Below are 13226 nucleotides of genomic sequence, written 5' to 3'. Positions count from 1 at the left end.
GGCTTTGCAGTCACCCTGAGCACAACGACACACGAGACGGCGCGCGAACGTACCGTCGTTCGGGTGTCAGAGCCAAAACCCTTGCGTTTCGCCGCCTTTGTGATGAACACGACCTCCCACATCCTGCATGGGGCGTGGCGTGCCCCCGGTGCGCGGCAAACGGACTTCAACTCGCTGCAGCACTGGATCGACCTCGCAAAGACGTTGGAGGAGGCGCGATTCGACTTCGTCTTCTTCGCCGACGTCGTCGGACTCTACGACGATTACCAGGGCGACTGGAAGAAGTTCGTGGACACCGGATTGCAGATCCCCAGCAACGACCCGATCGTTCTCGCGTCCGCGTTGGCGTCACACACCGAGAACCTGGGCATCGCCATCACCAGCTCGATCCTGCAGGAACACCCCTTCGACTTCGCCCGCAAGATCTCGACGCTCGATCACGCGTCCGATGGCCGCATCGCGTGGAACATCGTCACGAGCCTGTCCCAGAATGCCTGGCGCAACTTCGGATACGACGGGATCACCGCCCACGACGACCGGTACGCGTGGGCAGAGGAGTACGTCGACGTCGTCTACAAGCTCTGGGAGGGCAGCTGGGATGACGGCGCGCTGATCCAGGACAAGGACAGCGGCGTCCACGCAGACTTCGACAAGGTGCACAAGATCCATCACGTCGGTGACCGCTACCGCGTCGAGGGACCGCACCTCGTGGCACCCTCGCCGCAGCGCACACCGGTGTTGTTCCAGGCGGGTTCGTCACCGACGGGCCGCCGCTTCGCCGCCCGCAATGCCGAGGCACAGTTCATCGTGTCGCCCACTCCGCAGGCCGCCAAGGGCCTCGTCGACGACACCCGTCGTCTGGCGGTCGAGGCCGGCCGGGACCCTCAGGACATCCAGTTCTTCCAGGGGCTCTCCTTCGTCATCGGCAGCACCGAGGAGGAGGCACGCCGGAAGGCCGCCGAACTCGACGAGTACATCGATCCGAGCACGATCATCGCCCACTCGGCGGGTGGTCTCGGGCTCGATCTCGGCTTCTACGATCTCGACACCCCGATCGGCGAGATCCACACCGAGGGCACGCAGAGCACCCTGCTGTGGCTGCGCGAGGCCGTGCCCGACCGTGAGCCGACCGTCCGCGACCTGGCCGAACTGCGCAGCCGCAGTGGACGGGTCGTCGGCACCCCCGAACAGATCGCGGACCGCCTGGCCGAATGGCGAGATGCGGGCGTCGGTGGCATCAACGTCATCAACGCGACGATCCCGGGAAGCTACGTCGAGTTCGCCGAGCACGTCCTGCCGGTGCTGCGGGAACGCGGACTCGCCCAGCACGACTACGCGCCGGGCACGACGCGACGCAAGCTCACCGGCCGCGATCGCCTGCCCGAGTCCCATCCCGCGGCGGCCTATCGCGGTGCGTTCGCCGAAAAGGTCGAGGTGTCGGCGTGAGCGTGCTGAGCCGTGTCGTCGCGGACCGATCGGCGATCCTGTCCGAGATCGGGGCCGATGCCGCGGTGCGTGAGCTCACCGGCATCGATCCTCACGCCCAGGTGCGGTTGCTCAGTGAAACCGGCTATACCGCTTTGACTCTCGACGACGGGTCCGGTCCCGGGGCCGGCACTCCCGAGCTGTTCGGGTTCCTCATCGATCTGGCACGCGCCGATCCGATCGTCGCCCACATCCTGCGTGCGCACTACTGGTTCGTCGAGCAGATCCGCCGGTTCCCCGACGGGCCCGTGCGCGACCGCTGGGTCGCGGAGATCGCCGCGGGAAAGGTCTTCGGCAACGCGACCAGCGAACGCACCGGAAGCGCGGGTTCGCTGTCGTTCCAGACCGAGCTGGAGGCGGTCGACGGCGGGTGGCTGCTGACCGGGGCCAAGTTCTACAGCACCGGCACCGCGTTCTCGGACTACGTCTCGGTCACCGCGACCGTACGAGGCGGTGAATTCGACGGCAAGATCGCGCGGATCGTCCTGCCCGTCGACCGTGACGGCGTGACCGTCGTCGACGACTGGGACGGGATCGGTCAGAACCGCACGGGTACAGGCACGACCACCCTGGACCGCGTCCCGGTGTCCGCCGACGACGTCCTGGCCTTCACGGACCCGGCGTCAGCCGCTCCGCTGGCGAACGACGGCCCTTTTCTTCAGCTCTACCTACAGGCACTGATCACCGGAATCCTGTTGTCGGTCGGCGATGATGCGACCACGCTGCTGCGATCGCGGACGCGAACGTTCGATCACGCCCCCGTGGATTCGCCGCGCCACGATCCCGTGCTCCTCGGGACCGTCGGCGAGATCGACGCGGCCGCCCACGTGGCGAGGGCCGCCGTCCTCGACGCCGCACAGACGATCGAGGAGGCGTTCGCGCCGGCACGCAGCGGCGAGATCGATCCCGACCTGTTCATCAAGGCCTCGGTGGCGGCCGCGCGGGTGAAGGTTCACGTGGACCGCGTCGGTCTCCGCGCCGCCGCGGACCTGTTCGACGTCGGCGGCGCGTCATCGGCGAGCCGGACCACGAACCTGGACCGGCACTGGCGCAACATCCGCACCGTCACCCTGCACAACCCGACGTCGTACAAGGCCATCGCCCTGGGCGACCTCCTGGTCAACGACACTCCCCTGCCCGCGAACGGGTACTTCTGAGCACAACCCTCGCTCCCGGGAGGCTGAGGCACGGCAGCACCCCCGTCCCGCTCCCTGAGGTGCGAGGAGCGCTGGCGACCGCCCCCGCTCCCTGAGCCTGGATGCACCGATGTGGTGTGCCGGTGGTGGTGGAGGGTGTTGTGGGCGTGCGGTTTTGGGGGTGGTGGTATGTGGGCGTGGGTGGTCTGCCGATCTCGGAATGTCGGCTTGTTTCACTGGGTGTCCTGGTTGGGCCCGGGGGTGGGCGGGGTTGGTAGGGGTTTACGCGGGTTTTCGATGGTGGGTGTGGTCGAAGAGGTTCTGCCAGTACGGTTGCCAGGGCCAGTCGCGGGGTAGGTGCAAGGTCACGCGGCGTGCTGAGCGGGAGATGCGGGCGGCGATGCTGATCAGGGTGCGGCGCACGGTGGCGGTGGTGGCGGTGGTCATCCCGGCCACACATCCCGCGGCGCGGGAGAGGTTGAACGCGATGACTGCGCAGGTCAGCCAGGCGTTGTTCGCGGCGAACTGTGCCGAGGGCAGGTGGGCCAGGGGCCCGTTTTTGAGGTCGGCGTGGACGTTTTCGATGATGGCGTGTCCGCGGTGGATGGCGTCGGCGGTGACCGGATCGGGGTCGGGTTGGCTGGTGAAAAACGCGTGGTAGCGCCAGATCGGGAACAACTCGCCGGTCTGGGTGCTTTGTTCGTCGGGTACTCGCCGCACGATCAGGTGACCAGGCACTGGCTTCTTGCCGCTCATGTTGCCGGTGAATGCGGTGAACGGGGTGGCCGCGACCTGGGCGCGGTGGACCACGGTGTGGGTGTCGGGGTCATAGACCGGGCGGGTGTAGGTGATCGGTGTCCAGGCGGTGGCGTCGATGTTGGCGATGGCGCGCAGGACGTCGGGTTGGCGCCGCAGGGTGATCGAGACGTGCGCACCGTGGGCCAGGCAGGCGCGGACCATGTCGTAGGAGTAGAACGCGGAATCGGCACGCACCAGCACTGGTGGTGCAGTGGTGGTGGGCCTCAGACGGGTGAGCGTCTTCAGTGCTGAGGTGATCATTGACGCTGCGCCGTGCGAGGAACCGCGAGCACCGCGGCGTAGGCGCTGCCCACAGATCACCGGGGCCCGTCCTGGGGCGGTGAGCGTGGTCAGCAACACGTTGAGTCCGCGGGTGCCGGTGTAACCGACCTGCGCGCCCTGTTTGCCATAGCCGTGGACCTCGATGACAGTGTCATCGATGTCGAGCATCACCGAGGCGCTGGGATTACTGAGATCACCGAGCAGGCTGGTCTGTCGTGTCAGTTCGCCGAGAAACCGGGTGGCGACTGCGTCGAGTTGGCGGGTGTGGCCGTAGGTGAACATCCGCAGAAACGATCCCAGCGTGGACGGTGCGTAGGTGCGGTCGAACAGGGTACCCATCGCTCCGTGACGCAGCACACCCATGTCGGCGATGCTGTCCGCACCCATGACCATGCCGGTGACCAGCGCCGATACCTTCGCTCCTGGGTGGGCGCCTTTGTCGGTGGGGATCGTGAGCCACTCGTCGGCCAGGTCGGCCAAGCTGCACGAGGTGGCCAAGCCCATCACCGGCACGACCCCCGCTGCGGCGATCAGGTTCGGGTCGTCGAACGAGGCTGCTGCTACCGGGTTGGTATGAGAGAATCGCATCTGCGAGATGCCTTTCTTCGTGCCTGAATGTGTTCCTTAGACAAGTCCCATTCTTGCACTGCAGCAAGGCATCTCGCTTCTCAACACCCCATCAAACACCAGAAACCTCACCCCAAATCGGTGCATCCAGGCTGAGGTGTGAGGAGCGCTGGCGACGAGCCTCGAAGGGCCTGGCGACATTTCCTCGCCAAGCCCTTCGATACGCTCGCAAGCTCGCTACTCAGGGAGCAGAGCCTCACGCGCACAAGCTCGCTACTCAGGGAGCAGAGCCTCACGCTCGCAAGCTCGCTACTCAGGGAGCAGAGCCTCACGCGCACAAGCTCGCTACTCAGGGAGCAGGAGCGAGCGTCAGTTCACCGCACCAGCGAACGCCTCGTCGCCGGCTTTGCCGGCCCCCGCGCCGAACGCGCCGCGGTACCGGGTCGCATGGTGGCGATCCGGCAGCCGGTCCCCCTCCCCGAAGATCTTCTGTCGCAGGGTGCCGTCGGAGTACTCACTCTGGATGAGGCCCCGCTCGCGCAGCGTCGGGATCACATGATCGACGAAATCCTCGTAGGAGGTCGGGATCTCGTAGTTCATCAAGTTGACGCCGTCGACACCGCTCGCCTGCCACGCGGTGAGCTCGTCGGCGATCTTCTCGGGCGTGCCGACGATGCGCAGGTTGGTCGCGGTGTGGTGGGCGACGTCGCGCAGTGTGGCGGGGCGGTCGGTCACCAGGTCGTTGATCCAACCGACGACCGACTGCACGCCTTCCGTCTTGATCTCACCGACCGGGGTGTCGAGGTCGTCGTGACCGAAGTCGATGCCGATGGACCCCGACATGTGCGCGAGGTGTCCGTCGTGGTCGATCCACTCGTCGAGTTCCGCGGCGACGCGTGCCGCTTCGGCCTCGGTCGAGGTCGGCACGACGTACAGCCCCTGGAAGAACTTCAGGTCGTCGGCTCGACGCCCGAGCGCGACCGCACGCCGGCGGATGTCGGAGGTGTCCCGGAGTGCGGCTTCACGGTTCGGCGTTCCGAGGAACACTGCTTCGGCGTTCTGCGCCGCGAAGTTGCGGCCGGCCTCTGAGGCACCCGCCTGGAAGAGGAACGGCGTGCGCTGGGGGCTCGGCGACACCAGGTGTGGCCCCTCGACCTGGTACCGCTCACCGATGTGGTTGATGCGGTGGACCTTGTCGTAATCGGCGTGGACGCCGCGCTCACGGTCCTGCAGCAGCGCGTCGTCGTCCCAGCTGCCCTCCCACAGCTTGTAGGTGACGTCGACGTACTCGTCGGCCCACGCGTAACGCGCGTCGTGGGCGGTGAGTCCTTCGAGACCGAAGTTGCGGCTGGCATTGGGCAGGTAGTTCGTCACGATGTTCCACGCGATACGACCCTTCGTCGCGTGGTCGAGTGTCGAGATCCGGCGGGCGAAGTTGAACGGATGCTCCTGCAGGATGCTCGCGGTGAATGCGATGCCGAGATGCTCTGTCGCGTAGGCGATCGCGCTGGCGAGCACGCTCGGGTCGTTGCTCGGGACCTGCAGACCGGCTTCGAAGTACTTCCGCTCGTCACCGCGGTACGGGGCGTAGAGCCCGACGACGTCGGCGAAGAAGATGGCGTCGAACTTCCCGCGCTCGAGCGTCTTCGCGAGGTTCACCCAGTGATCGAGATCGTTGAAGTCCGCCGACCGCGACGACGGGCGACGCCACGTGCCCTGGACGATGTGGCTGGTCGTGTTCATGACGAACGCGGCGAAATGGAGCGGACGGGCGGCTTCTTCAGACACGAGTGCGACTTCTTTCACAGAACGAGGGACGTGAATGGGACTGCTGCACCCTAGGTCTGCCGGGATCAGCGGGACACGATTGCGCGCAGCCTGATCGAAATCCGGTCGTCGACGTGCTGCGCCGAAGATCGTCGACGCACTCCCCCCGGCACACGACCGCGATCACGTTCGGCACCGATCTCGTCTCGAACCTTACGAGACAGTATTTTGCGACACTTTGTCGCGAAAACTCAGACTTGGCCGAGCGTTCCAGACGACCAATCTCGAATCTCCCGCGCGCGTCTCAAATCTGTATCGAGACTTTTGAGATAGAGTCCTCGTCGTGACGGCAGAAGCGAGAGGTGGCGCGCCGGGGATGTCCCTCGGATACGCGCGCGAGACCCCGGGAGCACACGCCCTCGGTCCGCAGATCGATGCATTGACAGAAGCAGGGGTTGATCCGGCACGGATCTATACCGACGTCGCCGACCGGGTTCGGTCCGCGGACCGTCGACCGGGCATGAACGCACTGCTGGACTACGCGCGGGCTGGTGACACCACCGTGGTCGTGGGCATCGACCGTCTCGGACGCAACATCCGCGAGGTCATGGCCATCACGCGTGAACTCGCGAAACGCAGCATCGGCCTCCGCTCGTTGCGCGAGGGCATCGACACCGACGATCCCGCCGGCGCGATGGTCGTCGGACTCCTGGCGTCCCTGGCCGAACTCGACGACCCCTCCCCCGGGCTCAGCTCGTCGAGGCCGCGGACCACGACGACACACCGGCAGCCTGCATCGACGGTCGGACGCCCCCGTGTCCTCGACGACGAGCAGGTGCTGCGTGCCGAACAGATGCGTGCCGCAGGCGAATCCGTGCCGAGGATCGCCCAGGCGCTGGGGGTCAGCCGTGCAACGCTCTACCGCACCCTCGCCGAAAGACGCACGGTCCGTTGACAAATCACGAGAACGAGCTCCCCGACCTCGACATCGTCACCGAATACGGAGTAGTCACCCGGCTTCCCACGTCGTTCCCGATCTACGACGCCGACCTCGACGAGCATCTCGATCCCGATCTCTTCCAGAAGGGGTTCGACGACGCGGAAGCCGCGCTGTGCGCACTGCCGGCACCGTGGGCACGTCAGCTCGCATCGTCGACCCTCGACTGTCCGCCTGACCCCGACGACGAGGAACCCAGCTACACCCGCGGCCATCGTGCCGCCCTGTACGGCTACCTGCGGCACGCCCGCAAGTGAAGGCCGGGATCGCCACCCGAACACCGCAGCGCTGGCTACAAGTAGCGCTCGCGGCAGGCGGCGATTCTCCGACACCGCGCCACGCGACCGTGCGAGTCGGTGCCGAGGCCTCCGACGCCGTATCGTTCAGGCGTGGTTCAGCTGACAGTGGGAAGCCATCGCGACGACGCGACGTCCGAAGTCGTTCTCTCCGCCCTGAAGTTCAACCGTCACACCTTCTGGTGCGGCCAGAGCGGTTCGGGCAAGACCTACGCGCTCGGTGTGGTGCTGGAGCAGTTGCTCCTGAGCACCCGACTCCCGCTGCTCATCCTCGACCCGAATGCCGACTTCACCCGCTTGCCGGAGACGAGGGACAGCTCCGACCCCGAAGCCGCCGAGACCATCGCCGCATCCGACATCCGGGTGCTGCATTCGACGCGGCGCGACCTCCCCCAGCTGCGGACGCGGTTCACCGACCTGCCGCTCGCCGCGAAGGCCGCGGTCCTGCAGCTGGACCCGATCGCCGACGCCGACGAGTACAACGTCCTGCTCCACGCCGACGCCACTCTCACCGGCACGCCGGACCAGAGCACCTACATCACCGCGCTGCGCGCCTCCGACGACCCCGGCCACCAGCGGCTGGCCAAGCGGATCGAGAATCTCCAGGTCCTCGACTGGGACCTGTGGGCGCGGGGCGAGGTCGCGGCCACCGACATCGTCGACGAGCGCCCCCAGGCAACCGTGCTCGACCTGGGCGGATTCGCCCACTCGGCGGAACCCAAGGTGGCCGCCCTCAGCGTGCTCGAACACCTGTGGGCTCGCCGCGAAGAGCGTCGCCCCGTCCTCATCGTCATCGACGAGGCCCACAACATCTGCCCGCCCGTCGCCACCAGCGCCGTGGAGCAGGCCCTGATCGATCGCGTCGTGCAGATCGCAGCCGAAGGCCGCAAGTTCGGTCTCTGGCTTCTCCTGTCCACGCAACGGCCGACGAAGATCCACCCCAACGTGTTGTCCCAGTGCGACAACCTGTGCCTGATGCGGATGAACGCCCCGCGCGATCTGGCCGAACTCGCCGACACGTTCGGGTTCGTCGGCGAACACTTGCTGGCGGAGTCACCCGAGTTCCGCCAGGGCGAGGCCCTCTTCGCCGGCGGGTTCATCACCACCCCCACCTTCACCCGAATGGGAGCTCGGATCACCGAAGAGGGCGGCGCCGACGTCGGGGTGCCGCTGCCCGCTTGAACGCCCTGTCCGGCCGTCCCACTGACCCGACACGAGTTCGTGCGCCGCGCGGACACAGCCAGACCGACGCGATCGAACCACCCCCCATCTGATCGGACGACAGTGACGTCGCGTTCGTTGGTGAATCGTGACCGGGCGGTGACGCCAACTCCCTCACAGTGCACGCGGTCGGTGCGACTATGGACCGAGTCGGGGGACGCGGTTCGCGAGACCGAACCGGGCGCAGGACCAGTCGAGGTCGGCGTCGCATCTCGGCGGTTCAAGTTGGCGGGCCGCACTTCCCTTCGGACAGCGCAAGGTGGTCGTGGCGTGAACAAGTCGATGGGCGACAAGGGACAGATGCTGGGTGGGAGCGACGTCGGCGAACGCGAGCTCGCGGACCTCCGTGCGGAGTTGGACGGTATCGACGACCGACTGCTCGAGGACGTGCGCGCCCGGATAGAGGTGTGCACCCGCATCGCGCACCTCAAGCAGCGATACACCATTCCGGTGATGCAGCCGCGCCGTGTCGGAGCGGTGCACGAGCATGCCCACCGGTACGCCCTCGATCACGACCTCTCCCCGCAGTTCCTGCACGACCTCTACGACCTGCTCATCTCGGAGACCTGCCGGGTGGAGGACCTGATCGTGGTGACCGAGGAACTGCGGACCAACGGCGTCCCGGCCGAGAACGCAGGACCGGATCGTGCCCTCACCGAACGGATTGCCGCGGACGTCGGCGGCCCGAGCACGGAATGAGGTGGCCGCCGTGCGGACACTGCTCATCGACAACTACGACTCGTTCACGTACAACCTGTACACGTTGTTGACGGAGGTCAACGGCCGGGAGCCGACGGTCGTCGCCAACGACATGCCGTGGCCGTCGGTGGACCTGACGGCGTTCGACAACGTGGTGGTCTCCCCCGGCCCGGGCCGGCCGGACTGCGCGCGCGACTTCGGGATCAGCGCGCGGGCCCTGACCGACAGCGGGCTTCCCGTGCTCGGCGTGTGTCTGGGCCACCAGGGACTGTGTCACGTGTTCGGCAGCCCGGTGGTACCGGCGCCCGAACCTCGACACGGACGGATCAGCGCGGTGCACCACGACGGCAGAGGCCTGTTCGCGGGACTGCCGTCCCCGTTCCGGGCGGTGAGGTACCACTCCTTGGCGGTCGTGGATGTCCCCGACGCGTTGGAAGTCCAGGCGTGGTCGGACGACGGTGTCCTGATGGCGGTACGTCATCGGGAACTGCCGTTGTGGGGGGTGCAGTTTCACCCGGAGTCGATCTGCTCCGAGTACGGCCGGGAACTCCTGGCGAACTTCGCGGCAGCGACGCCGGTGCGGGCGCCCCGGCCGACCCGGGCGGCAAGGACTCCCCCGACGGCAGCGGAGACCGAGGCGCCGGCAACGAAGCCGAGAGACCGTTACCGGATCCGGTCGGTGAAGGTGGACCGGGTCGTGGACCCCGGGGCGGTGTACGAGCGGCTGTTCGCCGGTGGACCGAACAGCTACTGGCTGGACGGGTCGGCGGCCGACGACGCAGACGGCCGGTTCTCCGTGATGGGTGACTGCTCGGGTCCGCGCGCCGAATACGTGACCTACAGCGTCCCGGAAATGACCGTGCGAGTAGAACATTCGGACGGGACGGTGGAGAAGATCCGCAGCACCTTCTTCGACTATCTCGGCGCACAACTACGGGAGCGGTCGGTGGCGCCGCGCACGGATCCACCGTTCGGGTTCTGCCTCGGCTACGTCGGCTATCTCGGCTACGAACTCAAGGCGGACACCGGCGGGCAGCTGGCACACGCGTCCGAGCAGGCCGATGCGGCGCTCGTGTTCGCGGACCGGGCCGTCGTGATCGACCACGAGCGGGGATGTGCGTACGCGCTGGCACTCGAATCGGTGGACGGCCCGGACCCCGACACCGCCGACCCCGATACCGCGCGGTGGTTACACGAGACGGCGTCGACCATCGGTGCGATGCAGGACACGCTCCCCGAGCCACCAGTGACGGCTCCCCCACTGGTCCCGGCGGCGGAAGAGGTGCCGATCGTGTTCCGGCACAACCACCCCACGTACTTGAGGCTCGTCGAACAATGCCTGGCGGAGATCCGCTCCGGGGAGTCCTACGAGGTGTGCCTGACGAACACGGCCACAGTGCTCCGCAGTCTCGATCCCGTGTCCGGGTACTCGTGTCTGCGCGAGATCAGCCCGATGCCCTACAACGCGTTGCTCCAGTTCTCGGGACTGTCGGTGCTCAGCGCGTCCCCGGAACGATTCCTGAAGGTGGGTGCGGACCGGACGGTGGAATCGAAACCGATCAAGGGCACCCGGCCGCGGTCGGCGGACCCCGTCGAGGACCAGGGGTTTCGGTGCGACCTGCGAGCCAGCGAGAAGGACCGGTCGGAGAACCTGATGATCGTCGACCTCGTCCGCAACGACCTGTCGCGGGTCTGCGTGCCGGGATCGGTGCACGTGCCCTCCCTGTTCGATATCGAGACGTACGCGCCCGTGCACCAGATGGTGTCGACGGTGCGTGGGACGCTGCGCGAGGGGCTGTCAGCGGTCGACTGTGTGCGGGCGGCGTTCCCCGGCGGATCGATGACCGGGGCGCCGAAGATCCGCACGATGGAGATCATCGACAAACTCGAAGCCGGTCCGAGAGGGGTGTACTCGGGCGCGATCGGCTACTTCTCGCTGACCGGAACCGCCGACCTGTCGATCGTGATCCGCACCATGGTCGCGACCGGTTCCGAGGTGACGTTCGGGGTGGGCGGCGCGATCGTCGCGCTGTCGGATCCGGACGAGGAGTTCGAGGAGACGATGGTCAAGGCGCTGACGATGCGCCGCTGCCTGTCTGTCGCCGAAGAGAGCGACCCGTGACCGCACCACCCGTCCCAGGTGCACGGTCGGTGGTCGTCGCCGGCGGCGCCGGGGCGGTCGGGACGATGCTCGCCGACCGGTGGCGCGGTGACGGGAACACCGTGCACGTGCTCGATGCCTGCTCCGGCGATGACATCCGGTCTCCCGGTCCGGAGGCGATAGCGCAATTGCGCGAGGCGGACGTCGTGGTTTTCGCGGTCCCGGAGGATGTGGCGCTCGCCGCGGTCGCGGAGGTGGGGCCACTGCTGCGCCCGACCGCGCTGTTGGTGGAGACGCTGTCGGTCAAGACGCGGTTCTCGTCGGCCGTAGCCCGTCTCGACGCCGCCGATCGCGACCGGGGCGGGTCGATCGTCGGGATCAATCCCATGTTCGCGCCGTCCCTCGGCCTGCCCGGGCGCACGGTCGCGGTGGTCGTCCATCGGCGCGGCGCGGGCGCAGACCGTCTGCTCGAGGACCTCGCACGGTGGGGCGCGCGGGTGGAGGTCACGACCGCGGACCGGCACGACCGGTTGTGCGCGGCGGTGCAGGCCCTCACCCATGCGACGATCCTGTCGTTCGGATGCGCGCTCGCCGACCTCGGAGTCGGCGCCGACGAGGCGACGGCGCTGGCCACCCCGCCGTTCACGACGATGTCGGCGTTGCTGGCGCGGATCACCGGCGGGACACCGGAGGTGTATCGAGACGTGCAGGAATCCAACCCGTGTGCGCCCGCCGCGCGGGAGGCGTTGGCGCGGGCCGTATCCCGGGTGTCGGCCGCGTCCGAGGGCGACGCCGACGACTTCACGGCGCTCCTCGCGCGGGCCGGTGTCCCGCTGGGCGACCGCGCAGACGGGTACGCGCGAGTGTGTGCGCGGATCTTCGAAGGACTGCCGTCGTGAGCGGCCACGTGCCCGAGCACGACGCCTCCGATCCGGTGGAGACGGCGGTCATCCGCGGGCTGGTCCGCAGCTGGCCGCGGCGGGCGACGGTGCGGCGCACCGAACCCGAACTCGACGCGCCCACGATGGACGACCTCTACGACGACAACTGCGTCGACTACCCAGAGGTGCTGCTCCCCTTCGCCGGGCATCCGGTCTGGGAGCGGCTCGACGAGGGTGTACGGTCCCGCATCCTGGCGTGGGCGTGGATCGCCTACAACAAGAATGTCGTCGACATCGAACAGGACGTGGTGACACCTGGTTTCGGACTGCTCTTCCGGGACGCGTTCGGCACCGGCTTCTCCGACGCGGGCCGGGCGGCGGTGGTGCAGTCGATGGTCGACGAGGAGTACCACACGCTGATGCACCTGAACGCGTCCGCGCTGACCCGGCGTCGACGCGGCTGGGCGCTGCCGGACGCAGCCTTGCCGGAGACGTCGACCGTGCGGCGGCATCGGGAGGCGCTCTCGCGGGCCGAGTCGGCCCGTGCCGCGGCCTTGACGACCCTCGCGTACGCGACCGTCGCGGAGACCTCCATCGCGGACTACCTGACCTTGATCGCCGACGACCGGACGATCCAACCGGTGCACCAGGCCACCATCGCGTTGCACCGCCGAGACGAGCGCGCACACGCCTCGGTTGCGTCCGAGATGATCGCCATGGTCCACGACCGGCTCGACCGACACGACCGGAACATCCTGGCGCGGGCCCTGTGTGATGGCGTCGACGCGTTCACGGCCACCGATGGGACGACGTGGTCGGCGATCCTCGCCGTCGAACAGGTCGCGGACGGCGATGCGATGCTGCGCGAGGTCGCCGAGGACCCCGATCGCCGCCGATTCCTGCAGGACTGCACCGCGATCGACCGGCTGCTCGCCCGGTTCGGTGAGCTCGACCGGTGCTGACCACGATTCTGCGTGTACCCCGCCGACCCCGAAC

Annotated in this window: 11 protein-coding genes; 9 read left to right on the top strand and 2 right to left on the bottom strand. The window is 67.7% G+C overall.

All coding sequences use genetic code 11. From position 1 onward, the window contains the following. Positions 1-63 precede the first annotated feature (63 nt). Together GAA2_RS10155 and GAA2_RS10150 are read left to right on the top strand one after the other, a co-directional pair. The gene (locus GAA2_RS10155) at positions 64-1446 is read left to right on the top strand and encodes an LLM class flavin-dependent oxidoreductase (RefSeq protein WP_159405975.1); all 1383 of its coding nucleotides are present in this window, start codon (positions 64-66) and stop codon (positions 1444-1446) included. Then, positions 1443-2642, top strand: coding sequence for an acyl-CoA dehydrogenase (locus GAA2_RS10150; RefSeq protein WP_159405976.1), 1200 nt, complete (start codon positions 1443-1445; stop codon positions 2640-2642). The genes GAA2_RS10155 and GAA2_RS10150 overlap by 4 nt, the downstream gene beginning before the upstream one ends. Positions 2643-2903: 261 nt before the next feature. Here GAA2_RS10150 and GAA2_RS10145 read toward each other — a convergent pair whose 3' ends face one another. Beyond that, positions 2904-4289, bottom strand: a complete 1386-nt coding sequence (locus GAA2_RS10145) for an IS1380 family transposase (RefSeq protein WP_024498686.1) — start codon at positions 4287-4289, stop codon at positions 2904-2906. 348 nt (positions 4290-4637) lie between these two features. Beyond that, complete coding sequence (locus GAA2_RS10140; RefSeq protein ID WP_248664733.1) at positions 4638-6056, bottom strand: LLM class flavin-dependent oxidoreductase; 1419 nt, start codon at positions 6054-6056, stop codon at positions 4638-4640. 355 nt (positions 6057-6411) lie between these two features. Between GAA2_RS10140 and GAA2_RS10135 the strand changes: the two genes are divergently transcribed. The 7 genes from GAA2_RS10135 (at position 6412) to GAA2_RS10105 (ending at position 13192) form a co-directional block, all read left to right on the top strand. Further along, the gene (locus GAA2_RS10135) at positions 6412-6990 is read left to right on the top strand and encodes a recombinase family protein (protein ID WP_006435452.1); all 579 of its coding nucleotides are present in this window, start codon (positions 6412-6414) and stop codon (positions 6988-6990) included. Then, positions 6987-7289, top strand: coding sequence for a hypothetical protein (locus GAA2_RS10130; RefSeq protein WP_006435451.1), 303 nt, complete (start codon positions 6987-6989; stop codon positions 7287-7289). Before GAA2_RS10135 ends, GAA2_RS10130 begins: the two co-directional genes overlap by 4 nt. Positions 7290-7421: 132 nt before the next feature. Next, a complete protein-coding gene (locus GAA2_RS10125) occupies positions 7422-8510 on the top strand; it encodes an ATP-binding protein (RefSeq protein WP_006435450.1) in 1089 nt (362 codons plus the stop codon). Positions 8511-8819: 309 nt separating this feature from the next. Next, the gene (locus tag GAA2_RS10120; protein ID WP_191834940.1) at positions 8820-9248 is read left to right on the top strand and encodes a chorismate mutase family protein; all 429 of its coding nucleotides are present in this window, start codon (positions 8820-8822) and stop codon (positions 9246-9248) included. Position 9249: 1 nt separating this feature from the next. After that, positions 9250-11370, top strand: a complete 2121-nt coding sequence (pabB, locus tag GAA2_RS10115) for an aminodeoxychorismate synthase component I (RefSeq protein ID WP_191834998.1) — start codon at positions 9250-9252, stop codon at positions 11368-11370. Further along, the gene (locus tag GAA2_RS10110; protein WP_006435447.1) at positions 11367-12248 is read left to right on the top strand and encodes a prephenate dehydrogenase/arogenate dehydrogenase family protein; all 882 of its coding nucleotides are present in this window, start codon (positions 11367-11369) and stop codon (positions 12246-12248) included. The genes pabB and GAA2_RS10110 overlap by 4 nt, the downstream gene beginning before the upstream one ends. After that, positions 12245-13192 carry a diiron oxygenase gene (locus GAA2_RS10105; RefSeq protein WP_191834939.1) on the top strand — a complete coding sequence of 316 codons (948 nt, stop codon included), beginning with the start codon at positions 12245-12247 and terminating at the stop codon, positions 13190-13192. The genes GAA2_RS10110 and GAA2_RS10105 overlap by 4 nt, the downstream gene beginning before the upstream one ends. Positions 13193-13226: the final 34 nt, after the last annotated feature.

It is taken from the genome of Gordonia ajococcus (assembly GCF_012974285.1).
Classification (GTDB): domain Bacteria; phylum Actinomycetota; class Actinomycetes; order Mycobacteriales; family Mycobacteriaceae; genus Gordonia; species Gordonia amicalis.
The sequence above is the reverse complement of the archived record's forward strand: the minus strand, read 5'-3'. Positions and strand labels throughout refer to the sequence as shown.